Source organism: Paenibacillus sp. FSL P4-0081 (genome assembly GCF_000758565.1).
Lineage (GTDB): Bacteria > Bacillota > Bacilli > Paenibacillales > Paenibacillaceae > Paenibacillus_AQ > Paenibacillus_AQ phytohabitans.
This window is the reverse complement of sequence record NZ_CP009280.1, coordinates 4,270,189-4,294,744: the sequence shown is the minus strand read 5'-3', so window position 1 is coordinate 4,294,744 and position 24,556 is coordinate 4,270,189. Positions and strand designations below refer to the sequence as shown.

Below are 24,556 nucleotides of genomic sequence, written 5' to 3'. Positions count from 1 at the left end.
TTCACATCAAAAAAGCGAGTCACGGAGGACTCGCTTGTCAGGAATGGTGCTTATTATTTGCTGGTAAACACGCTGTAGACTGTTTCCTTATCATTCTGCACATAAACCACGTTGATTGTACTCACTTTCCAGTCCTGAAACGTTAAATAAACATATTCTGAGACGGAAATTGTGATTATGAGGCCTGAGGATTTTTGATACAGTTCATCACTGGGATCGAGATAGCTGTATTCAAATCTTTTTTTAAGATACTCTGCGTATTCCTTCCCGGTTAATTCACTCATAAACTTATCTTCCAAGGAATAACGGTAGGCAGCAACATATCCGGGTCCTTTACTAAAGTTAAAAATAAGCTGCTTCCCGTCTTGCGTAGCAAAAGCACTCCGTAGTACGTTCGAGTATCTTTCTGATGCGAATGAGGCGGTATCGAAGGATCTGAGAAGAGACTTACCCTTCATATCATAAACATACACTCCGCCCGTGGTTTCAAATATTACCTTATCTCTATCTGCATAAATAAGGTGCGGAGGCTCAGAGCCAATAAAGAAATCATCAATTTTCTGTAAGTCAATCTCTGGAATAATAACTTCATTTTGATTTGCGGCAGCCTGGGTTGAAGCGGCTTTATCCCGATCATAATAATGCAAGAAAAGCATGATAACCACAACGCAAGCAACAACAGTAATACAGGAGAGTAATCCTGTTTTTCTATTCATTTGGCCTCCAGGCTAAACATGCTTATATAACAATTAGTGAACTTATTGTACAGCAGTTAGATGGATTAGTCTGTAAGCCAGTACGTCTGCTCCATCAATTGGGTATACGTTAGTAAGAATTTCATTTGTGTTATACGAATAATCACCTGTTCTGGATGTGATTATTGGATATTGAGTGTTATAGCTAGGAGCATAGGAACCAGTAACGATGGTAGAATGACCAAACCCTGGGTATCCGTAAACTGAATACTTAATCTGAATAATATCCCCATTCTCCCAGTTAACATATTGAGGCGGGCAGGCGTAGGCCAACGGTTTGGATTCGGATCGTGAAATTCATTCACACCTGCCCATGACGGGGTACGTGCGGATAATGAATCATAATACCAGCTAGTGCGGTTTTCTTTGGCTCCTCCTGCTAACAAACTATGGGAAATAAAATTTGTACAATCATTTGAAATGGCGCTGAAATCATAATAAGGTGCGTAGCTTGAATTTCCTGAGCTTGGCTCCGTTTTGCTGCTGTTAACAATTGCATATGTAACAATATTGCTTCTGGCAGTACTGCTTACACTTGCAAGACTGGCGGAATTAGGGGTTGCAGCATTAGGATTCATTGCATCCGTCTTGTAGAGCGAAACTTCAGAATCCAGCTTATCAAAAAAATTATTTTCATTGCTTAATTTAGTTTCTAAGATTTCATTTGGTTTTTTACTGTAATCAAGCTGGTATTATAAGTTATGACTACGTTATTATCTAATACCTGATAGTCATAGACACTTACCTCCAACGAAAAGCTGGATACATCAATATCGAAACGAACATTTCTGTTTTTGATAATATCATGCTTCAAATCGACATATTGGAGCACATTTTCGTCCTTAATATATTTGGACACTTCAGAAATTCCTTACCAATCTCCTCGTAGTTTTGGAAGAAGACAGCTCCAAAGCGTAGGCACTCGGATTAATTTCCACGCTAAAAACAAGAAATAGTATGGCGATATGCTATTTTAACTCTTTTTTAAGAAAACTGCGGATGAGGCTCACACTGAGTTCCAGATCTTCTTCGAGCGGGAAATGCCCCGTATCTAACAAATGAACCTCCACATCTTTTAAATCCTTTTGAAAGGCTAAGGCTCCCTCCGGTCCAAAGAAAAAGTCGTTTTTACCCCACGCAGCGAGTAAAGGCGGCTGAGAGTTCCGGAAGTATTCCTGCCAGACCGGATATTGTTTCAAATTATTCTGATAATCGTAAGAGAGAGCCAGTTGAATGTCTTGATTCCCCGGACGATCCAGGGCAATTTGGTCCATATTCCAGTTATCAGGGCTTATGGCCTCAGGATTACGGGTTCCATTCACATACTGAAACTTCGTCAGTTCCGGTGTCAACAGATTGAGCATACCTTCAAGACTGGCCGGATTCCCTGGATCATTCCAAAAGGCACGCATCGGTGCCCAGGACTCTCCGATTCCTTCTTCATAAGCATTTCCGTTCTGTGAAATAATGGCTTGAACGCGTTCCGGATGCATACGGGCCAAACGGAAGCCTACCGGAGCACCGTAATCATGAACATACAGGATATATTGGTTCAGGTTCAATTGTTCAACGAATGCATTGATCAGCACGGCAAGATTGTCGAAGGTATACGTGAATTCTGAAGTTGACGGCTGGTCGCTGTTCCCGAAACCGGGATAGTCCGGAGCTACGATATGGTAATCGCCTTCGAGTTCACGAATAAGGTTTCTGTACATATGCGATGAAGAAGGAAATCCATGCAGCAGAAGAAGTGTTGGCTTCTCCCTGCTCCCTGCCTCGCGGTAAAAAATATTCAAACCTTCAACTTGTGCATAGCTGTATTGTATAGTCATTGAACCAACCTCCCCATTGTTACCGGTAACCAGCTTACCTGTTCCGATACTCAATAGTATACATACAGGTCTGTATTGATTCAAGTTATTTTTTTTAGATTTATCATTTGCGTAGTAACCGTGAGCCATTTATAATAGATAGACTGATCTGTATACTTTTGAAATACTGTGAACCGGAGGGAATCCTGTGGCTAATAAAAGTAAAAAAGAACATATCCTAACTGTCGCCTCCGACTTATTTAATAAACAGGGAATCCGGGCTACCGGTGTAGACCAGGTTGTCTCTGAATCGAACATAGCCAAAATGACGCTCTACAATCATTTCCGTTCCAAGGATGAGCTTGTCCTTGCTTATCTCATGAAGTACGATGACGAGTGGAGAAAACGGTTCGAAGACTCAGTCAACAAGAGCGCAAAAACGCCCAGAGACAAATTATTGGCTGTATTCGATATGCTCGGAGAATGGTTCGGGGAGCCGGAATTTAATGGCTGCGTGTACATTAAGACGGCAGCGGAATTCATGGATCACTCCCATCCTTACTATGAAGCAGCCCGTAATTACAAAGCTTTTATGAAAAAATACATCGATTCTGTTCTTAATGAATGTCCGTCTGTGAATCGCGAAGCCTTATCCAGCGGTCTGTCTCTGTTAGTGGAAGGCGCGATTACTGCAGCCATGCTGCAGACCGATCCCAAGCCTGCGGAGCATGCCCGGGAAACCGCCAGGGTGATCATTGATTATTATCTGCAAAGCAAATAATGAGTAAGCCGGTCCCGAAAGGGACCGGCTTCATTTAACTTTTTAAGTTAATCCCGTTTGTTCTCTACAGATTTCATACGGTTCTGATCGTCAGGCACACGGTCAACACTAAATTCCTGGCCGGCTTCTGCCTCGCCATGGGCGCTGACACTCCGGGCAAAATTGGTGAACTGCTTTTTGTGCTCATCTTGCTCGTGCTTTAGACGAAGAAGCTCCTTCGGATCCTGATTTGTCATTGTCTTAACCTCCCGGGAAATTCAAAATGCCGCGATTTACGATCATCTTTTATCAACTTTTCCATTGATTACAATGCCCTTATTCGTATGATTTATTCGTATTCATCCTGCTCTCAATAGTCCTCCAGCTGTCCGAAAGGCCAACTGCTCACCTCGCATTGACCATATGTATCATCACCCGCAGCTATCACCGTGCCATCTGACTTAAGGCCAACGCTATGAGCGCAGCCTGCCGCAACCGCCACGATATCGCGCCAGTCACTTATATTGCATTCGCCGTGTTTATTCCAGCCTTGAGCTTCCACTGTACCGTCTGCTTTAAGACCGATGGTGTGATGACTGCCAGCCGCTATCGCAACGATATCGTGCCAGCCGCTTACCTCGCATTGACCTTCATGATTACGGCCTGCAGCCACCACCAAGCCATCTGCTCTAAGACCGGCGGTATGAAGATAACCTGCCCCTATCGCCACGATATCGCACCAGCTGCTAACATTGGATTGGCCATACCGGTTATTCCCCGTAATTGTCACCGTGCCGTCCCGTTTCAGTCCGGCGGTATGCCAGTCGCCAGCTGCAACCGCTATAATATCACGCCAGCTATGTACATCGCATTGACCTTCATTATTCCGGCCAACGGCCACCACCGTGCCATCCGATTGAATGCCAACCGAACGGCGCCAACCCGCAGCAACCGCCACGATACCGTGCCAGCCGCTTACCTCACATTGATTATGCATATTCCAGCCCACAGCGGCCACCGTACCGTCCGATCTGAGTCCGAGAGTATGTGAATTCCCTGTATGGGCATTAGCTGCAGCAATTGCCACCATATCCTGCCAGCCGCTTACGTCACATTGACCATATTTATTGTCGCCCACAGCCATTACCGCCCCATCCGGCCTAAGCAGGACCGTTTGACGGTAACCAGCTGCTATGGGAGGCACACGTTCCACCATATTCATGAATCTCACTCCTTCATTGAAGACTTCGGTATTATTGCGGCTCCCTCTAGAGTATCTATCCTTGGCTGTCTTATCAAGCGCGGAATCCAGATCCTACTGTGCTAAACTCACCAAGTCCGGCTGCAATTTGTTCCGCAGAACATACAGCATGATGGCCCCGACCAGGAACGCCACGACATCGGAAATGACCAGCGACCAGACCACCCCATGGAATCCGTTCATGCGGTTGGCAATGTAGAGCACAGGAATCAGAGTAATTCCTTGAATAACTGACATAATGAAGGCGGCGGTCCCTTGTGCTGTTGCCTGGAAGATCCCCGTGAATAACGTCGTCATACCTGTAATGAACAAGGACAAGAACGTGACATGCAGAATGTAGCTGCCCATTTCAATTAATTGCGGATCATTGGTGAATAGACCAATTAAGTGGTCAGAGACCAGGTAGACGATAACGCCGAACAAGATGGCTAACGCCAGAATTGTTTTAATGGTGAATTGAATGGTATGCTTCATGCGCAATCGGTTCGCTGCAAAAGAGAACGCAATAAGCGGCACGACGCCCTCACTTAAGCCCATCAGGATTAACTCGGGAAATTGCAGCAATCGTGAGGATATTCCAAAGCCCGCTATAGCCTGCTCCCCATACTCAACCAGAAATCGGTTAAAAATAAGCGACATGACACCCATGAAGAGACTCATCACAAAGACGGGAACTCCGATTTTGAATACATTTCTTAGAATGACCTTAGTGGCCTTGAATTGTTTCAGTGAGACTGTTAAGAATCGACTCTTAAATCCTATATGATAGGCGTAATAAGCACTCGCAACCATGTTAGAAATGACCGTGGCAGACGCAACACCGATTACATCCCAGTGGAAGACGAAGATGACCAGCGCATCGAGAATTATATTCACGGCCACACTAAGCAGCATACCAATCATAGATGTTATCGCGGCTCCCTCCGAGCGGACAATACTCTCCAATGTGAAGAATAATACAACGAAGGGTGAGCCAATAAGCATAATGGTGACGTAGTCCTTGGTAAATCCGAAGGAGTCAGGCGTTGCCCCGAGGCCATGTACGATAGAATTAATGAGCGGCAGGCCGACGGCCATCGCGATAAGACCGAGAACCAGGCTGCTGTAAAAGGCGAATGCAGACACATGCTTAACATCAGCCGTATTTTTCTCTCCCAGCAAACGGGAAATGAAGGCACTGCTGCCGACACCAATCAGGTTACCCAGCGCCATAATGACCGCGAATAACGGTAAGGTTAAGGCAAGTGCGGTTAACATGGCAGTGTTATTTAACGTTCCAATGAAAAATGCATTCAGGATGGAATAGATGACACTCATTGACGTTCCAAGCATCATTGGTATTGCGAAGTGCGCTACGGCTTTTGCAACCGGTGCTTTTTCAAAGTAATGGAGGTTTTCTGTATCCATGCGGTTCACCACTTTCTTCCTGTATGTTAGTCTCTATATTAGTTAGAATTCTAACTATAAATTGATTGCGAACTTTGCGCCGCACCAAACAAACCCGTAACAAATGACAATACGGGTCTCGTAAGCGGGTGTTGACTAATCGTCAGTTTCAGACTGTATTTGGTAAAATCTTTATTGCGCTGCCTTTGCCTTCAGTTCTTCGGGAAAGACAGCGCCGCTGCTGCTAATAGGAAATGCTTTACTTACTTGTCATCCGAATCACTGGAGTTGTCCTTCGAGCCGTCTCTACCATCTCTGGAAGGCCAGCCGAAGCCGTTCATGCCGCCGCCTTGACCTTCCCGGCCAAATCCGGGGAATCTTCCGCTAAAGCGTCCGTCATCCATATTTCCCCACATTCTGCTCATTTGTCCGCGCATGGCCATCAGCTTGTCGAATTCCTCTGATCCTATGCGCTCCTTAGCGGCCTCCATCCACATAGCCATTACATCACGGTCTGCATCTGTTCCTAGTTCTTCTTCTAAGGCTGTAATGACGCGGACCAGGTATTCACCGAAGGCTGCCTGTTCTTCTGGAGACAGGACTGAAAATATGCTGCCGCCCTCAACCTCCTGGCCCTCTTCCTCCCGCCCTTTCGGCGTCAGATAAATCAGCATGATGCGTTTATCTGTCTCGGAAGGCTGACGGGTAATATATTCGGCCTTCTCCAGTTTGGCCAGCAATTCATTGAGCGAGGATACACGAATGTCCAGCATATAGGATAAATCCTTCGTGCTGATTCCGTCCTTCATCCGGAGAAACGCCATGATCCTGCCTTGTCCCCGTGACGTATCTGCCATAGGGCCAACAGCGGCGTGGTTCTTCAGATGCTGTCTCTGCAACAGCCATTGCAGCTTGGCGAGCTTGTCGTACAATTCAGCATTCATATTCATTATGAATCCTCCCAGGGATATATTTACGGTACCTGTCAATCAATGTAACGGTACCTGTTGAATTTATTATAACGGTACCTGTTATACTTGTCAAAGATTTTCTACAGGTGCCGTTAATAAATTTTCCGCTGGAAGCATTGCTGGTCTTTCAGGTAATCAAGCAGTAGCCGGTTGAAGTGCTGCGGCTGACATAAATGGCTGGGATACATGGCATCTTCCAGTATTGCCAGCGTGGCGAGCGGATATTTGGCCGCTGTTTGTCTCACCTGCTCCAGAACCCGCTCATTCTGATTGCCTGATACACAAAGAACGGGAACCTGCAGCCTTAGTGCAAACCCGTAGCTGTCCGTATGTCTTAGTGCCAGACGCTGTTTAATCAATTCTGTTGTCCGTTCATGGACAAGCTCTCTTCTCAGAATATGATACGCAGACAGCCATTTGTTATATGTAATGCGCAAAGAACGGATGAACATTTCAGCCGGAAGATAATGGGCGGCCCATGCGCAGATTTGAAAGAGCTCCAGCACTTTGCTGCCTTTGGACGTACAATCTCCTAGGATGTAATTGTCCACCAACACCAGATTAATTACCCGTTCAGGATTCAGATAGGCGAATTTCTGGGCAAGCACAGCACCGCTGGAACAAGCTACGATGACGGCCCGTTCTACGGACAGTCCATCCAATAATCCCTTCAGATCTTCACACTGCGTGTCTACAATCCGGCTGATCTCCACATCCATTTTACCGGATTGCCCATTCCCTCTTAGGTCAAACAAGATCACTTTCGCCCGCTTGCTGAAATACTCCGCCTGAGGCTCGAACAGATGATGTGAAGTCGAATAATCATGAATAAAAACAATGGGCAGACCACTGCCCGACACCTCGTAATAGAGGGTAGTTCCATTGACGTCAATATACGGCATTACCTGTGCATCCTCTCATGTCGCTTACGGAGTTAGCTGCCGGATTCGGGCTTGAAGAGTAGCCCTACTCGATTCCTCGAGATTCACCCCAGAAAACTTGGTTTCCCCGCTTCCATTACGGAACTCAGCGATTACATATATTTTTGCGGATATAGATTAACAGAAACTTCAGTATAGCCCATATTCGTCTATGAATGAATAGCTTAGGTGAATTTGCCCAACACGCGCAGAAACCAGCCGCAGTGAACCCAAAAAGCAGAGCAGCGATTCTCCCGTTACCGGAGACTCACTGCTCTGCTTGCTTTAAACATCATCTATAATCAGCGGTTCAGGATGTCATCCACCTCTTTGGCGAGCGTGTCCAGGCTGTCCTGAATTGGCAGGTTCTCCAGCCAGATATCGTTGATGCGTGTGCCCATCAGATCTTCAATCTCATGGTACGTACCGGTCATCGGACGCATTTTGCTGAATTCCAGCTCATCGGAAGCGACCTTGTAGCCTGGGAAGGCGGCAATGGTCTCTTTCATCAGGTCTGTGTCCAGGGAGGTTAGACGGGTCGGAAGATATCCCGTATTGGCAGAAGCATACGCCGCCTGTTCGGTATCCGACAGCCATTTCATGAATTCAAAAGCGGCTGCTTTCTCATTATCCGTTCCCGTATTCGCCAGATACGTATTCGATCCGCCGACCGGAACGCCCCGTTTGCCGTCTTCTCCGGCAGGAATCATGGATACGCCGAGATCAATTCCACTCTCCGCGGCCATGCCGGCAAACGTTTTGTAGCCGCCGACACTGGAGAAGATCAGCGCTGTGCCCGGATTGGCAATGGAGGCATAGTAGGCATCCTTGTCCGTGACCCCGAGTACTTTGATTAGTCCCTTGGATTCCAGATCCTCAATGAAGGAGATCAGCTTCACTGCGCCTTCACTGTTGATATTGGATTTCGTCTCATCCTCATTGACCACATTAGTATCCGAGTACGAATGCAACAGCGCCTCCATCACCCAGAAGTCATAGTTGAACAGGTACATCGGCGGCTGGCCGGTAGCATCATATGCGGTCTGCAGATAGGCCTCCAGTTCGGCAAAGGTCGCCGGTCCGTTCGGATCCAGCCCTTCTTTAGCGGCGAGCGTCTTGTTTACATACATCACGGGAACACTCCGCATATGGGGAAAGGCATACAGATCCTCGCCCAGATACAGGTTGCCGAGGTCGCCGATTTTGAAATCCGAGGTGTCGAACTTGTCCGTTTCCATGAACGGTTCGAGATTGGCAATAATGTCACTGTCGGCAAAGCCCTTAGTCATCGCCACTTCATCAATAAAAACATTCGGCAGCGTACCCGCTATGGCTGCAGCGTTAATCTTCTGCTGCATTTCCCAGTAATCGCCTTGATATTCAGCATTCACATGGATATTCAGCTCGGCTCCTTTGGTCTCGTTGAACTGGTCCACCAGATTCTGATTTACATCCTCCACGGCGGAGGTCCAGAAGTTCAGCTCGGTAACGGAATCCCCTTTCTCATAGGCCGCTATACTGGATTCGGCTTCGGTGGTGGCACAGCCTGCAAGAACGGTGGTCAGTGCAACAGTGGCGAGCAGCGGAGTTACTCTTTTTCCCCATACCTTCATTATTCGTTTCTCCTCCATGAACTGCTGTATTTGGTATTCAACATGCAAGGCCGCAGGGTATTCCCGCTACTTCACTCCCATGTAGGTGAACGCTTTGATAATCTGCTTGCGTGCAATCAGGAAGACCAGCAGAATCGGCACGATCAGCATCATATTCCCGGCCATCACGATCTGCGGGCTGAGCCCCTCCACATCCTGAAGCTTCTGAATTCCAAGCGGCAAGGTTCGGACAGCATCCGTTGTGGTCCATACGAGCGGGAAAAAGTAACTGTTCCACGTCCCGATGAACGTCAGCAGCGCGAGTGTGGACAAGGTGGGCACAGCGGCAGGCATCATGATCGTGCAGATGATTTTGAACTCACTGGCATTATCCAGACGGGCTGCCTCCAGCTGGGAATCCGGCACCTGCATGAAGGTCTGCCGCAGCATGAAGATGGCCGTACCGCTGGCAATGAAGGGCACGATGAGCGATACATAAGTGTTCAGCAGTCCGGACTTCGCAAACATGACGAAGATCGGCAGGAAGATCAGCTGTCCCGGAATCATCATGGTGGCGAGCACGATGCCGAACAGCGCGTTTTTACCCTTGAATTGATACCTTGCGAATGCATAGGCTGCCGGAACAACAACGACCAGCTGACCGAGCATCGTCCCGAGCGTAATGATCAGGGAATTGCGGGTATAATGCAGAAAGTTAATCCTCGTAAAAGCATCCCGGAAGTTCTGCCACTGCAGCGAATCCACCCAGAATTTCGGCGGCATCCGAAGCACCTCGCCCAGCGTCTTGAACGCGGTGAGGATCATCCAATAGAATGGCATCAGGAAGATCACGATCAGCAGAACAGATACAATGATCCGTAGTCCTGCGCCCGGCAGCCGGACCCAAACCTTCATTTCCTCACCCCTTTAGCGGTAATGAACCCGTTTATTCAGTGCTTTGAAGTAGAAAATCGTAATCAGCCCCACGATACCTATCAGCACGACCGCCATTGCGGAGGCGTAGCCGACCCGGTAATATTCGAAGCTCTGCTTATAAATGCTGAAGATCAGCGTGTTCGTGGCATTGGACGGACCGCCCTGCGTCATGATATTGATCGTCTCGAACACCTGGAAGGAGCCGATGATATTCATCAGGATCAGGAAGAACAAGGTCGGTGAGATCATCTTGAGCGTAATTTGAAAGAAAACGGAACGCTTGGACGCATTGTCCAGAGCCGCAGCCTCATAGAGGTAACCCGGAATAGAGCCCAAGGCGGAGCAAATGATCAGCGCATTGAATCCGACGGATTTCCAGACCGAGACCAGCACCAGCGAGAACAGCGCCACATCCTTATCGGTCAGCCAGCCCACCGGCGCTGCTCCCAGCACAGACAGCAGGTAATTGAACAGCCCCGTATCCGTGTTCATCAGCCACATCCAAATCAGCGATACGGATACCAGCGAGATGATATTGGGCGTGAAGCTCAGTGTCTGGATGAACCGGTTCAGCGGTGTGTTTTTCTGTAAAAAGAGCGCCAGCCCCATCGCCAGCACCATCACCAGCCCAACGTCCATCCCCATGTACAGCAGCGTATTGAGCAGGGTATGGAGGAAATCCCGGCCGCTGAACAGCTCTGCATAGTTGCTGAGTCCGGCGAACTTCATCGGCCCGCGCATATTCCAGGTGAAGAAGCTCAAATAGATGTTGTACAGAATCGGATAGAGGTAAAATACCGTCAGGATGATCACTGCCGGAGCAACCAGCAGATAGGGAAGCACCTTCACGGACGGGCGCAGCCGCTTCATGCCGAATCACCGGTGCTTCCGGCAGTGCTGATTCCGGACTGTGCAGCTACACGGACCCGCTGCTCCTGTGCGTCGAAGAATGCCAGATGCTCTTTCTTCACATAGAGTCTCACTGCTTCCAGCTCGCGTTCCGGACGGTCGAAGCATTTCACCGAAATGATCAGCCCGTTCTCCAGCTGCACTTTGTAGATAATCTCCGACCCGAGCAGCTCCCGGCCGCTGAGCGTACCCGTCAGGCTAACGGTATTGTCCGGCTCCATTCCCGGCTCCAGGGTAAACTTCGCTTTCTCCGGCCGGAAGCCGAGATACCGGGCCTGCTGCGGAGCCAGCTTATGGATGTCTTCCCCGCAGCGGTCAAGGGCGAGAATATTCATCGGCGGGGTGCCGATGAAACGGCTGGAGAACAGGTTGGCCGGATCGTAATACAGGTTGTGCGGGTTATCCTCCTGCATGACCTTCCCGCTATCCATCAGCACGATCCGGGTGCCCATGCTCATCGCCTCCACCTGGTCATGGGTTACGTAGACAAAGGTCGCACCCAGCTTCTTATGCAGCTCGATCAGCTCCGCCCGCATCTGCTGCCTCAGCTTGGCATCCAGATTGGACAGCGGCTCGTCCATCAGGAACACGGCAGGCTTCTTCACCATGGCCCGCGCCAAGGCGACCCGCTGGCGTTCACCGCCGGAGAGAAACTCCGGCTTTTTATGCAAATGCCTGGTCAGTCCGACGGTCTCCGCAATTTCAGCAATCAGCCGCTTGCGTTCCTCCTTCGGCACTTTGTTATTCTTCAGCCCGTATTCGATGTTCTTCTCGACCGTCATGGTCGGGTACAAGGCATAATTCTGAAATACCATCGCCAGATTCCGTTTGCCCGGCTCTACCTGATTCATGCTTATCCCGCCGATGTGAATCGAGCCTTCCGTGGAATGCTCCAGTCCGGCAATCATTCTTAGCGTTGTAGACTTGCCGCACCCGGAAGGGCCGACCAGCACCGTGAAGCTGCCGCTCTCAATCGTCAGATTCAAATCCTCAATAATCAGCTTGTCGCCGTATTTCTTGGTTACCTTTTCCAGAACGATGCCGCTCATATTCTCCTCCTCCAGCAGTGGTCTTCCGCCTGCTTCCTTTCGTCTCTCAGTTCTTCAGGCACTCCCGTGCAAGGTCTGGTTTATTGGTCATAATCCGCGTAACCCCCAGATTCCGCAAGCGGATCATCTCTGCCTCATCGTCCACTGTCCAGGGATTAACCTCGAACCGGCTGCGGTCCGCCAGCTCCATGAAGGCTTTATCTACCCCCAGATAATACGGATGCAGAACATCCGCCCGGCAATTCGCCGCATATGCCTCCAGCCGGTAGAAGCTCTCCATGAACGCAATCGCCGTCTTGAGCTCCGGGTAATCTCGCTTCAGCCGGGCCACGGCATTGTGATTGATCGAAGAGATCAGCGTATTCTCTGTATAGCCATAACGGCGTACCAGCTCCGCTGTCCGCATATTCACTTCACCGTAAGGCCGGGAATAATCCTTCGTCTCGATGTTGATGTACAGCCCGTGCTTCATGGCGAACTCCATCACCTCGCCAAGCTCGGGCAGGCGGCTTCCGTCCGTTCCGTATTTCCCGGCAAAAGTATACGAGAAATCATACTGCCGCAGCTCCTCCAGCGTCAGCTCTCCGACCAGACCTGTCCCGTTCGAAGTCCGGTCCATGGACAGATCGTGGATCACCACCAGCTTCCCGTCCCGGGTCAGCTGCACATCCAGTTCAATGCCGTGCGCCCCCATGTCCAGGGCTAGCCCGAATGCGGCCATCGTATTCTCCGGCGCATAGGCGCTTGCTCCACGGTGAGCCAGTATCTGGGTCTGCTTCATGCGCGTACCTCTCTAAGCTGATAGCAGACATCCGGACGGTCAGTGATGATCGCGTCTATACCGGCCTCCAGCATCATGCGGATATGCTCCGGATCATTCACTGTCCAAGCATTGACCTGAACTCCTGCTGCGTGCGCTTCTTCTATCAGTTCGCGGTTAACCCCGATGTACAAGGGATGCAGAGCATCGGCTCCGGTCATTTGCGCATATTTCCCGCCCTCGTATAGCCCCGCGATATAGAGCAGCGCTGTCCGCATCTCCGGGCAAGATTCCTTGAGCCTTACCATAGAGGTATGATTGAAGGAAGAAAAGATCACTTGTCCGCTGAGCCCATACTCCCCGACCAGCTTCGCCGCCTCTTTCCCGAGCCCGGAGTACAGCTCCGACTTAGAGAGGATATCCTTCACTTCGATATTCAGGTATAAGTCATGTCCCTTCACCAGTTCCAGCACTTCACGGAGGGTAGGAATCTGCGCTTCCGGGTATTGCTCCTCGAAGCCTGTATTGAAGCGGAAGGTCTTAAGCTCAGCCAGCGTGTAGGACATAATATCCCCTTTGCCGTTAGAGGTGCGGTCAATCGTATCATCATGAATCACCACGATCTCTCCGTCTTTGGTCAGATGAATATCGATTTCCAGACCGTCGGCATGCTGCTGCACCGCGAGCCTGAAGGCTTCCAGTGTATTCTCCGGTGCATAGGCGCTTGCGCCGCGGTGGGCCAGTATTTTACAATCCTGCATAGTTTCTCATCCTCCTGTTATTAGGGTTCGGCTTGATTGTTGAATAGATCGGCCAGGGAGTTCAGAACATAACCCGGAAGAATCTGCTGCCGCGCTATATCCGCTCTTGTGCTCACTCCGGTAAGGACAAGGGCTGTCTGCATGCCGCTGCCGTTACCCATTAGAATGTCTGTCTCCAGCCGGTCGCCTACCATCAGGCATTGCTCAGGGGGACAGGCCAGCAGGCGAAGCGCCTCCTGCGCATAATAGGAAGAAGGCTTGCCAATAATCACATCAGCCTCTGTCCCGGCCGCAGTTTCCAGCGCTTTGACAATCGCCCAGGTATCCGGGATATAACCTCCGGGCACCGGGCAGGCCGGATCGGGATTGACCGCCACCAGCCTGGCGCCCCCTCTTGCCGCTCTCATTCCGAGCACCAGCTTCTCATAATTGAATTCGCGGTCCATGCCTACCAGCACATGGGTTGCTGCCTCAGGGTTCCCGGTTACGGCCACTCCGAACTCCTCCATTTGCTTCCGCATTACCGCTTCTCCAACCAGATACAACCTGGCTTCCGGCTCTTCCCGTGCGAAGTAGCTGCCGCTGACATAGAGTGCCGTCAAGATTTCCTCTTCCCCGCAGGCCAGCCCCATGTGCTCCAGTCTGCGCTGGCAATCCCGGGGAGTATGGACCGAGCTGTTGGTCAGAAAAAGAACTTTCCGGCCTCTTCGCCGCAGCTCCGCAACCGTGTCCACCACACCCGCAAGCAGCTGATCGCCAATCAGCACGGTCCCATCCAAATCAAAGCAGTAGGCTTCATATGAAGCGATGTCCATCAGCGCTTGCTCCTTTTCATTCAGGTTCACTGGTTCTCCGCGCCGGAATTTCCGCACAAAAAAACCAGCTCCAGAAATTAAGCCTCCGATTACAGCCTCGTAAGGCTCCATCGAATGCTAATAACTGACCGCTGGGTTTTCTCATCGTCTCCACCCCGGGGTACGTTATTCACTTATTTCACGCTTCCACTGCCACAGGGCCGCGTCCCCAATGGAGACATAATCGGCACCGCTGTCCAGCGCACTGCTGATTTCCTGCTTTTCCCGGATCAGTCCGCCTACGATCAGCGGCTGCTTAATGCGCTGCTTCATATCTTTGATGATTCTCGGCATCAGTCCGGGCATGAGCTCGACCTCATCGGGATTACAGGTCTTGATCATCCGAAGCGCGGTTTCTATCGCTGCCGTATCAATGGCGAAGAACCGCTGGATACTGGCGAGCCCGTGCGCTCTGGCTGTGGCGATGGCATTGCTCTTGGTGGTAATGATCCCGTCGATCCGGAAGGCTTCGGCCAAATACTGAATCGCCGCCGCATCTCTGCCAATTCCGCCGACCATCTCTACATGGACGAATACCTGCTTGCCTGCATGCTGCAGCGGCTTCACAATCTGCCCCAGGTTGTTGATGTTCCCGGTCATCAGATTCACACGCTTCACACCGCAGACAACCGCCTGATCAATCTGTGACTCCTCGGTGATCGAAGCAATAATGGGGTTATGCTTCAAGTAAGCATCCTCCCTTCACTTATAGCTTGCAGCTGCCAGCTTGTCTTCCTGCTGGTCCTACCCCCTATGTTACAGAGCTTTTATTCGCTTAATATCAGAGCGCTGTAAAAGTTACAGTTAACATTCAGGCAAGGAATTCCATTGCCGCAGATAACTGACAGGGTTCGGGGCTTCGTATATCAAGCACTGCATGAGAGCTATTTGATCTTCCAACGGCAAGTCATCATCAAATAATCCTGGTGCATCTCGGCTGTCAGCGTTCCGTCCATCTTGTCCATAAGACTTTTGGCAATCGAGAGTCCTAGTCCGGATCCTTGGGCAGAACGTGTGCGGTCGACTGTGTAGAAACGGTCGAATATCAACCTTACCTCGTCACTTGATAATGCCTTCGCCTCGTTAACGATTCTCAACTCGGCAAACCCGTCCCTCTTTTGGAGGCAAATGTTCACCTCTCCGCTCGCATGTTTGACAGTATTGATGAGCAAATTCTCAACCACTCTGCGTATAGCTGATTCATCGGCATAGATAACCACGTCTTCCTCTGGCAGCCGGATATCCGGTATAATGTTCTGTTCATTGAAACGGTCGTAGAAACCAACCAGTATTTCTGAAAGGAGTACAGTCATTCCGATTCGCTCCGTCTTGAGCTGATAATCGGGGGACTCAATGAGGGACAGCTCGAAGAAATCATTCAACAACGCCTGCAGACGCTTCGTCCGGTTATGAATGATCGAGAGGTATTCCTGCTTCTCCTCATCCGTAACCGGCTCCGCTCCAAGCAGTTGAACATAACCTGATATGGAGGTCAGCGGAGTACGGATGTCATGGGAAATGTTCGCAACTGCCTGCCGCAGCTCCTGCTCGCTCCGTCTTCTGCGTGCTTCTGCCTCGACGACAAGTCCGGACTGGCGGTTAATTTGACTCGCTAGCGCTTCCAGCCGGTTGTCGAATAAGGTGACTTCAATTTTTTTACCGGTAGTTCCCTTGTTGTAAAGGTACAATTGCTGTGTCATACGCTTTAGCTCCCGCCTGAGCAGCAGCAGATAGGCAAGCAGAAGAGCTGCCGCCGCAGCCAGTATAAGCGTCAGGATAAGCAAGACTCTTCCGCCCCTTTCATATCTATTTGATTTCCTTTCTGCGGTACACAAGAATACCGAGCAGCCCGGATACGGCGATCGTCAGTATGGGCACAAGCAGGAGCGCCGGCAGATCATGGCTATCCATTCTGGGCTTGCCGATATCCCCCATAAGCTTGAAGATCGAATATTCATATACCTTGGTTAAGGAAGGAATGTATTCAACCAAGCCGCCCAGAACGGAATCAATCAATAGAAAGAAAATAATCGAGAAGCCAATTGATTTGCCGCTGTCGGTGAATAGGGCAGTGAACAGGGCTCCGATTGCCGCGTAGCCTGAAGTATACAGCAGCGTTAGTCCAAGAACCCGTAATATGAAGGACGAATCTACACCCTCCGGCAGGTGGCCGAAACCTGCAAGCAGCGAGACCTCTGCTGTGCTTATGACCGGGAATACCAGAGAAATAGCCATGGTTCCGATAGAGAATCCAATCAGCTTGGCAGCGAATAGCCTGCCTCTGGTGTGGCCTGATGATGCGATCGACTTCATTACACCTGTTGAATATTCATTGGCGATGAAGAATCCTGCCAGGGCTGCTACGCCCAATTTGATCACATAAGCATTGCTTGCAATAAAAGTAATCAGGAATTCTGCTCCCGTGAACTGCGGCGCTCCACTGGACTTGTTATCAAAATAGTAGAGCAGCGGGTAGGCCAGTGAAAGAGCGGCGGTTATAAGCAGCAGCACGCGGAAGGATCGGTCCTTGCGCAGCTTGAACAACTCGGATCTAATCAGATTATACATAGCCGGCACCTCCGATCCGCTTCATGAAATAGCTCTCCAGATCTTCTCCCATGGGCATGAACTGCTCAATCTGTACACCTGCAGAGAATAACGCCGAAGATATTTCCGCGGGTTGCCCGAAACGGCCGAACAGCTTAATGGCCCCATCCGGCATCACTTCGAAATCATGGGTATTTAGCTCGTTCTGAATGACCGTTACCGCTTTGTCCGGATTATCCGATTTAATGAACAAATATTGCTGGCATTTATCATTTAATTCCCGGGCGGTGAGCTGTTCCAGCAGCTTTCCCTGATGAATGATGCCATAGTGGCTGGCGAGCAGATGCAGTTCGCTCAGAATGTGGCTGGAGATCAGAATCGTTAATCCCCGTTCATGGTTAAGCCGCTTGAGCAGCTCGCGCATTTCGATGACGCTCATCGGATCCAGCCCGTTAGTCGGCTCATCCAGAATCAGAAATTCGGGATCGCTCAGCATGGCGATTGCCAGGCCCAGCCGCTGCTTCATGCCAAGCGAGAAATTCTTTACTTTCTTCCTGCCTGTATCCTGTAGCCCGACCAGCTCCAGCATACGTACGACGCTATCTTTACCGGGAATGCCCCGGAGGAGCCGGTTCACCTCCAGATTCTCTCCGGCAGTCATGTGCGGGAACAATGCGGGGCTCTCAATAATCAACCCCATTCGCTTGCGTGCCCGGGTTAACGACTTCTCGTCGCCGGCGCCAAATAATTCAATTGATCCTCCGGTTGGAAAAGCAAGTCCGGTTATGATGCGCATCAGTGTTGATTTTCCTGCTCCATTCTGCCCGATAAAGCCATAGATAGCACCTTTGCGGATCGTTAAATTTACTTTATCCAGTGCTACACCGCCTTGGAACTTCTTGGACAATTGATTCGTTTGCAAAATAACTTCATTCATAGTCTCTTGGCCTCCTTCTGTCTTAGACCAAGTATAGAAACAATAACTTAAGAGAGTCTAAAGCCGAATCTTAAGAATGTCTTAAGGCTTTAGCCGATAGCCCATGCCCCATACGGTCTCGATATATTCGCTTCCCGGTGCAGCCTTCACAAGTTTGTTCCGCAAATTGCTCATATGTACGTTGACCGTATTGTCATCACCATGGTAGGGCTCATCCCATACGCTTTCGTATAGATTTGCTTTGGTGAATACTTTTTGGGGTGCCGACAGGAGCAAGCTTAGAATGTTGTATTCCCTGGCGGTCAGTGCAACCTTCATCCCTTCTGCAGTCACCGTTCTAGAGTCGGATTCAAGCAGGAGTCCTTTATGCTGCATGATGCGCGATACAGGCGGAGCCGCAATTTGTGCATACCTGCGCAGATGCAAATCGATTCGTGCGGACACCTCCTCGAGATCAAAGGGCTTCGTAATGAAGTCGTCTGCACCTCCGCGCAGCGCGGATACTTTGGTATGCTGTTCACCTTTAGCCGAAATGATAAGGACCGGCACATCCCCCCGTGAACGGATCCAATCCAGCAGCTCCTCCCCGGTCATTCCAGGCAGCATTAAATCCAGCAATACCATACTCCATTCCCGTTGTTGCAGATAGAGTAACGCTTCGGTTCCGGAGAAGGCAGGCTGGGGTACATAACCGCTTTTTCGTATAATACTGCACAGCAGCCGGCTGATATCGCTATCATCCTCGGCTACAAGAATATGTATCGAATTATTCATCGTATCTCCTTGTATTTCCTTAATTGGCTGTCATTTCTGAAGTCTATGTTTTTATGATAGACTGTTTCTGCTTCTTTTTCCAGAATGAATAGCAGTCCCCATCGGTAGTAAGCCCTTTAGGCATCATTGTTGTACGTTTTGCAACTTTGATTTATTAATAGCCTGGTATTCGGGAAGATTGTTGCATGAAATACAAGAATAAACCTGCTAAGCCGCTTGAAAAAGGTGAAATCCTGCATTTTATACAACAATTTTGAATTTGTGCCGATAGGATGAGGGGAATGTTGTATTATGTGCAGGATTTTATGGAAAAGGTAATTTATATTCTGCCTAGGGAAGCTGCTGTCATAAGTAGAGGCATCCCCATACATCATTAACTGATGGGGATGCCTCTTGTAAACACACAACTGTATTTAAAACCTGCTCTTCCCAACGTAGCAGCCTACGCCAGCCTTCTTCAACAAATTAGATGGTAATCAGATCCTTGATCCGGACCGGTAGTCCGGTCCGCATGGCCTGATTAGCGGCGATTCCGGTCATGATGGAGCGGGCTCCGTCCCGGTGGTCGGCCGCACGATGGTAAATATCCTCGTCCGGGGTTCCGAACAGATCGTTCAGCAGCACAGGATCGCCGCCGCCGTGGCCTCCCGTTCCTTCATCCACCTGGACTTCATAAGGCGCTCCAAACATGGGATGCACCACAATATGCTTACCCTCCACAGCTCCCTCCAGGGCACGGTCCCCGCCGGCATTGACATAGGATTTTTCCACGATGCTCATTTCGATTCGGCCCTTGGAGCCGTTAAAAGCTATCCGGTACCCCTCCCAAGGCATGTAGGCGTTCAATGAATACGTAAGAATCGCCTTATTGCTGTACCGGACCATTACCCCCATGGTGTCCTCAATGCTGATTCCGTCGCCGAACACGCTTTGATCCCGCTGATAACCGTCCTCTGCTTCCGCATCCAGGTACATCTCCTTCAGAACGGGATTCTCATCCAGCTGCAGGGCAAAGGGATCGTCCTTGGCAGCCGGATTTCCGGTGGCACGCTGATAGAATGAAGTAACGCCGCGGTTCTCGGCATTCTCCCGGCCATAGAATCGCAGGTCGCCGAAGGCAAACACCGTTTCCGGCTCCGCACCGATCCAGAAGTTGACCAGATCGAAGTGATGAGTGGATTTGTGAACGAGCAGTCCCCCGCTGTTGCGCTTGTCCCGGTGCCAGCGGCGGAAATAATCCGCCCCATGCTCCGTATTCAGCAGCCATTCGAAATGAATGGAATGCACTTCCCCGATTACCCCGGAGGCAATCAGCTCGCGGGCTTTCGTATGATGGGGGGCATAGCGGTAATTGAAGGTAACCCTGACCTTGCGTCTGGTACGCTCCACCGCTTCGTAAATCTCCTTGCATTTCTCCACATCAACGGTCATGGGCTTCTCTGTGATCACATCACAGCCAAGCTCAAGCGCGCGGATAATATATCTGTGATGGGTCCGGTCGACACTGGTGACAATGACAATATCCGGTTTCTCTGTCTCGATCATGGTGTCAAACTGCTCAGCCAGGTAGGTGTTCACCTGCGGATACCCGTGTGTCTCCGACAACAGCTTGTTGGCGTAATCCATACGTGTCTGATTCACATCGCAAAAAGCGGTAAGCTCCGCAGAATCCCTGTACTCCTTCGCGATAGCTTCATAGAAAAATTGCGCCCTGCCGCCAATGCCTACCTGTACATAACGCTTCTTGTCCAATTACGTGTGCCTCCTAAAGTTAGCTCTTATATTGAGTTTCAGTTTTTGCATCGCAGCCGTTCACTACCCTTAGTTATCCGTCTCAGCCGGAAAGTCCAGACTGAACAAATAGGGGGTCAGCGGCTGAAGCTCTATAGTCTGGCCCGCAGTGCTTTGATCTGTAATCAGATCCATGAAGCCGTTTGCCGTTAATCCGTTGCGGACTGCTTTGACCGCCACGGGTTCCGGGCCATAGTTAACCACATTCATGAGTGTATGTCCCCCGTATTCAACGGTTCTCCACTCGACATTGTATACGGGAGCATTGTCTGCCGGATCAAGCAGCAGCAGCTGTCCCGGATTTACAGTCTGCAGGACAGGTAACAAGTAATCTCTGATTTGGCCTGCGGTCCAGTCCGTTGCGGATATTTTGTCCGCATGGGCGAACACATAACTTCTGTCTGCGGCAGAGAGCGCCGCGCCGTGCGGCGTAAGCTCCAAAGCGTGGGAGCCGATCAGCAGCACCCGTCCGCCCTGCTCCATAAATTGTCTAATCCCGCTCAGCGTCTCCGGATTGACTCTTGAAGCGTTTGGCACAATCAGCAGCTTATAATCGTCCAGCCCGCCATTATCCACCTGCTTTTCAGATACATATCCGGCCTTGTAGCCGCTGTAAGACAATGCTTCATAAGCTCGGAGCGAGACTGCCGAGTATTCACCCGAGAAGACACCAGAAGCGGTAGAATACAGAATCGCCGCCTGCGGTTGTTCATTCTGGAAGGCGGTAACCTGGCCGGCCAGCCGGTTCAGGTCCAGATTGGTTCGTCCCGCCTGAGCTACAACATCCGGCCGGTGCAGAATGCTGCCCTCGGTACTTGCCGTTTCATTGTATGTCCGCTCCCAGACCCAGATGGCCGAGCCGCCCCTGCCGTGAATCGCACTCTGCCACAGTACGGAGCGGACATGCTTTGCCTGTTCCGGCGTATACATTTTGTCCCCATCTGCGATCAGATGATGCTCAGAATTAAAGACCGGGGCTTCTTTGAAGGAGGCTTGCAAATCATAGAAGCTGAGTTCTTCCATGAAGCCCTTCGGGCCTTCGTTGATATAATTCCAGTTGTCATTGCCGTTGATCTGGCTGAACTCCGAGAAGCGCTCGATATCCACGCCCCAGGACAGGCTGCCCCGGGGATCACCCATGATTTTCGCCTGCACAGGCAGCTCAGGAGCAAGCTCATGGATAATTCCGGCCATCCATTCATGCCAGCTGGCGAAGTAATCCTGGTTGAACAGCACATAGTCATAAGACGCCGGAGAAGCTGTAATATTCTCAGGCATAGGCACTTCGCTAAATGAGCTATAGGCTGTTTGATAGACGCCGTTCAGCTGCCCGATATCGCCGTCATAGATGCCTTCAAGATACTCCTGCCAGGCAGGCAGCGCATAGGCATCCTTATTGGCCATATAGACCGATTCGTTGGTGAGCGTAAGACTCTGCAGCGAATCATAATCCTTGATGGCAGGAATCAAGGACCGCAGATAATCCTCTATAATGGATTGGGCCATCGGCTGAAACAGGGAGAATTTGATAGAGCCGTTATTCTCCACCTTCAGCTCCGGCCACTTTGCGAGCACCCAGTCCGGAAAATAATGCGGGGAAATCAGGAGATTGACCGCAACATCATAATCCTCAGCCCGCTGCAGCGCCGGTAACAGATCCGATTGGATTTTGCGGGTGGAGACAACGTATTCCTTGTCTGGGGAATAACCGCCCAGCTCCTCAAAGCCGGGATTCTGAATCAGATTCACCGTGCTCCCGGCCTTGACAACACTTAAGTCATCCACCCAGACCGTACCTGTATTCTCGGATAAAATAACCAGCGGGTAGGATACCTCCCCCTTCGCTGTGGTATATTCGAACGTCACCTCCGTCCAGTCATAGGTTCCGCCGGGCAACGGCTGACGCTGCTTCCAACCCGTTCCGCCCGGGAACCAGACGTTCCTGGCATTGTCACCCTTCACCCATACCTTGAATTCATAGGTAGTCTCCGGCTCTACTGCTAAGGTCTGGGCGACATTGATGAATACATTCGGCTGCCGCGGCGATGCATTGGCAATCTTCAGGGAATGATTGCCGGAATGGCTTATCCCTTCTGTAATTGCTGCTGTAGCAGACACCGCACCGGAGCGGTTGACGGTGTAGCGGTTTACGAAATCTTGTTTGTCCAGAATGACATCCCTTGGCCCCAGCTCAATCTGGATTACGTTCGCTCCGAGATCCTGAAGCTTCGGAATATCCCGCTTCACCTGGTTGAAGTGACCGTAGCCCGTGAAGAAGATTGGCCGTTCTTCGGTGACGCCCGTACTCCTCACGATGGTGTCACCCACGAAGGAATATCCGGAAATCTCCGGGCGTCCGGAGACATACCGGGGGGCGGACTGCGGGGTCAGGCTGCCATCCAGATACCCTTCCAGCTGCTGCTTGCTGCCTGCAAGCATCGTCTCCAGCTCAGCCGCCACATACTGCGCTCTGCCGAGCCGCCCCTGCACGATATCCTCCTTGCCGTAACCAATGAAGTCCTTGATTACGGTATAATCAATCCGCTCATAATCTGTGGACAGTCCTTGTGCCTCACATTGCAGCAGCAACTGCTCCAGACCGGGCAGTTGTGCATTCACACTATCCAGCATGGCCTCAATCTCTGCGGGATCGAGCACCGCAGTCACCTTCAGCTCCTGCCGTTTGCCGGCAGTACTCCCTTGCTGCGCAAGCGTGAATTCAAGCAGCTGCTCTCCGGGGTCCGCCGTGGTGAACGGCAGGCTCCATCCGGCGGCCGAGCCGGCAGGCAGCGTGAAATCCGCTTCAACACCCGGCAGGCTGGATGACAGATGGAGGTTATGCGGTTCACTGGTCGTGTTCACAGCGTACACCGAATAAGAGACAGTCGTATTCACATTGATCTCCCGGGGACCTTCCACCCAGAAGCTCCAAGGGTCGGCGGAAGGGACCAGATGAATCACTGCATGATCGGCCGGACTTTTGGCTTTGCCGATGCCCGGTGTCCATTCCAGCCAGCCCCGGCGGCCCGCGCCGTCATTGTCGTTGAACAGCAGCGTGAACGGAAGCTCCCCGTTCTCCGGCATACCCGTGGAGATAGCAGACCACGGCATCCGTACCTCATAGAAGGTCTCCTGTCCGGTCCGGCTGGCTGCAGCCGTGATCACTTCCGCTCCTGCTGCGGCTCCGCCTTCGCTGAACTGCCAGACATGCGCTTGCCCGTCCATATAATTGATGGCGTATTCCGGCCCGTAGCTGCCGCCGGGACTGAAGGCGAACTGGATGCTGTCCCCTCTCCACATGGTGCTGTCGGAGACAGGAGCATGCACATTATCCGTCACCTTCGCCGTCCAGTAGAAGTAGCTCTGGTCATAAGCGAGATAGACGCTGGCGGATACATCCGCAGGTCCTCCCCAGCCTTCGACCAGCACCTGCCCGGCAGCCTCCGGAAGCCGGATCTCTGCGTAGCGATCCCATTCGTCCACTACCCCGTCAATGACGATGTCCTCCGCTTCCAGAGCCAAAGCGTGCGTATGCTTACCGAAGCTACTGCGGAAATCATCTTCCCAGTCTGTAATGACCGGTGAAGCCGGTTCTTCATAGACGGACTCAGTTACGCTGGCGGGAGTGCCCGGAGCATCCGGCGGTATGATCCCCCCAGGTGATGCAATCGCTCTCAATGGTTCTCCGTAGACAGCAGAGGGGAACCCCTCTGCCGCCATGGAGAATACCAGCACGATGATCAACGCCCATACGGCTTGCTTGCTGCTTCTCCTATTCATCG

The 24,556-nt window shown here is 50.9% G+C and carries 23 protein-coding genes and 1 riboswitch; of the genes, 1 reads left to right on the top strand and 22 read right to left on the bottom strand.

What is annotated here, in order from left to right; all coding sequences use genetic code 11:
• Positions 1-53: 53 nt before the first annotated feature.
• The 3 genes from P40081_RS18345 to P40081_RS18335 form a co-directional block, all read right to left on the bottom strand.
• Positions 54-716, bottom strand: coding sequence for a hypothetical protein (locus P40081_RS18345; RefSeq protein WP_042137468.1), 663 nt, complete (start codon positions 714-716; stop codon positions 54-56).
• A 161-nt stretch (positions 717-877) separates the two neighbouring features.
• Positions 878-1,333 carry an amidase domain-containing protein gene (locus P40081_RS37605; RefSeq protein ID WP_081970009.1) on the bottom strand — a complete coding sequence of 152 codons (456 nt, stop codon included), beginning with the start codon at positions 1,331-1,333 and terminating at the stop codon, positions 878-880.
• Between the two features lie 390 nt (positions 1,334-1,723).
• Entirely contained in the window at positions 1,724-2,587 is an 864-nt protein-coding gene (locus tag P40081_RS18335; protein ID WP_042137464.1) for an alpha/beta fold hydrolase, read from the bottom strand.
• A gap of 187 nt (positions 2,588-2,774) precedes the next feature.
• Between P40081_RS18335 and P40081_RS18330 the strand changes: the two genes are divergently transcribed.
• Complete coding sequence (locus P40081_RS18330) at positions 2,775-3,347, top strand: TetR/AcrR family transcriptional regulator (protein WP_042137462.1); 573 nt, start codon at positions 2,775-2,777, stop codon at positions 3,345-3,347.
• Positions 3,348-3,394: 47 nt separating this feature from the next.
• Here the strand turns inward: P40081_RS18330 and P40081_RS18325 are convergent, their stop codons facing one another.
• From P40081_RS18325 to P40081_RS18230, 19 genes are all read right to left on the bottom strand, one after another.
• Positions 3,395-3,583, bottom strand: coding sequence for a hypothetical protein (locus tag P40081_RS18325; RefSeq protein WP_052421883.1), 189 nt, complete (start codon positions 3,581-3,583; stop codon positions 3,395-3,397).
• A gap of 113 nt (positions 3,584-3,696) precedes the next feature.
• Complete coding sequence (locus P40081_RS18320) at positions 3,697-4,548, bottom strand: RCC1 domain-containing protein (protein WP_042137458.1); 852 nt, start codon at positions 4,546-4,548, stop codon at positions 3,697-3,699.
• Positions 4,549-4,641: 93 nt separating this feature from the next.
• Complete coding sequence (locus P40081_RS18315) at positions 4,642-5,994, bottom strand: MATE family efflux transporter (RefSeq protein WP_042141204.1); 1,353 nt, start codon at positions 5,992-5,994, stop codon at positions 4,642-4,644.
• A gap of 242 nt (positions 5,995-6,236) precedes the next feature.
• Positions 6,237-6,923, bottom strand: a complete 687-nt coding sequence (locus tag P40081_RS18310; protein ID WP_052421882.1) for a MarR family winged helix-turn-helix transcriptional regulator — start codon at positions 6,921-6,923, stop codon at positions 6,237-6,239.
• A 113-nt stretch (positions 6,924-7,036) separates the two neighbouring features.
• Positions 7,037-7,846: an alpha/beta fold hydrolase gene (locus P40081_RS18305; protein ID WP_042137456.1), complete on the bottom strand. Its 810-nt coding sequence runs from the start codon at positions 7,844-7,846 to the stop codon at positions 7,037-7,039.
• Positions 7,847-7,853: 7 nt separating this feature from the next.
• Positions 7,854-7,986, bottom strand: a riboswitch (cyclic di-AMP (ydaO/yuaA leader).
• 180 nt (positions 7,987-8,166) lie between these two features.
• Complete coding sequence (locus P40081_RS18300) at positions 8,167-9,477, bottom strand: ABC transporter substrate-binding protein (protein ID WP_042137454.1); 1,311 nt, start codon at positions 9,475-9,477, stop codon at positions 8,167-8,169.
• 66 nt (positions 9,478-9,543) lie between these two features.
• Entirely contained in the window at positions 9,544-10,371 is an 828-nt protein-coding gene (locus tag P40081_RS18295; protein WP_042137452.1) for a carbohydrate ABC transporter permease, read from the bottom strand.
• Between the two features lie 12 nt (positions 10,372-10,383).
• Positions 10,384-11,262 carry a carbohydrate ABC transporter permease gene (locus P40081_RS18290; RefSeq protein ID WP_042137450.1) on the bottom strand — a complete coding sequence of 293 codons (879 nt, stop codon included), beginning with the start codon at positions 11,260-11,262 and terminating at the stop codon, positions 10,384-10,386.
• The gene (locus P40081_RS18285; RefSeq protein ID WP_042137448.1) at positions 11,259-12,350 is read right to left on the bottom strand and encodes an ABC transporter ATP-binding protein; all 1,092 of its coding nucleotides are present in this window, start codon (positions 12,348-12,350) and stop codon (positions 11,259-11,261) included. The genes P40081_RS18290 and P40081_RS18285 overlap by 4 nt, the downstream gene beginning before the upstream one ends.
• Before the next feature lie 46 nt (positions 12,351-12,396).
• Positions 12,397-13,131, bottom strand: coding sequence for a glycerophosphodiester phosphodiesterase (locus P40081_RS18280; protein ID WP_042137446.1), 735 nt, complete (start codon positions 13,129-13,131; stop codon positions 12,397-12,399).
• Positions 13,128-13,871, bottom strand: a complete 744-nt coding sequence (locus tag P40081_RS18275; RefSeq protein WP_042137444.1) for a glycerophosphodiester phosphodiesterase — start codon at positions 13,869-13,871, stop codon at positions 13,128-13,130. Before P40081_RS18275 ends, P40081_RS18280 begins: the two co-directional genes overlap by 4 nt.
• A 20-nt stretch (positions 13,872-13,891) precedes the next feature.
• Positions 13,892-14,686, bottom strand: coding sequence for an HAD-IIA family hydrolase (locus P40081_RS18270; protein ID WP_052422189.1), 795 nt, complete (start codon positions 14,684-14,686; stop codon positions 13,892-13,894).
• Positions 14,687-14,851: 165 nt separating this feature from the next.
• The gene (locus P40081_RS18265; RefSeq protein ID WP_042137442.1) at positions 14,852-15,412 is read right to left on the bottom strand and encodes a glycerol-3-phosphate responsive antiterminator; all 561 of its coding nucleotides are present in this window, start codon (positions 15,410-15,412) and stop codon (positions 14,852-14,854) included.
• 197 nt (positions 15,413-15,609) lie between these two features.
• On the bottom strand, positions 15,610-16,509 hold the full coding sequence (locus tag P40081_RS18260; RefSeq protein ID WP_042137440.1) for a sensor histidine kinase: 900 nt from the start codon (positions 16,507-16,509) through the stop codon (positions 15,610-15,612).
• Positions 16,510-16,531: 22 nt separating this feature from the next.
• Positions 16,532-17,293 (bottom strand): ABC transporter permease, encoded by a 762-nt coding sequence (locus tag P40081_RS18255; RefSeq protein WP_042137438.1) that lies wholly within the window; start codon positions 17,291-17,293, stop codon positions 16,532-16,534.
• On the bottom strand, positions 17,286-18,209 hold the full coding sequence (locus tag P40081_RS18250; protein WP_042137436.1) for an ATP-binding cassette domain-containing protein: 924 nt from the start codon (positions 18,207-18,209) through the stop codon (positions 17,286-17,288). Before P40081_RS18250 ends, P40081_RS18255 begins: the two co-directional genes overlap by 8 nt.
• Before the next feature lie 81 nt (positions 18,210-18,290).
• Positions 18,291-18,983: a response regulator transcription factor gene (locus P40081_RS18245; protein ID WP_042137434.1), complete on the bottom strand. Its 693-nt coding sequence runs from the start codon at positions 18,981-18,983 to the stop codon at positions 18,291-18,293.
• Between the two features lie 465 nt (positions 18,984-19,448).
• Positions 19,449-20,735 carry a Gfo/Idh/MocA family oxidoreductase gene (locus P40081_RS18235; RefSeq protein WP_042137430.1) on the bottom strand — a complete coding sequence of 429 codons (1,287 nt, stop codon included), beginning with the start codon at positions 20,733-20,735 and terminating at the stop codon, positions 19,449-19,451.
• Positions 20,736-20,804: 69 nt separating this feature from the next.
• Positions 20,805-24,554: a sugar-binding protein gene (locus P40081_RS18230; RefSeq protein ID WP_042137428.1), complete on the bottom strand. Its 3,750-nt coding sequence runs from the start codon at positions 24,552-24,554 to the stop codon at positions 20,805-20,807.
• Positions 24,555-24,556 lie beyond the last annotated feature (2 nt).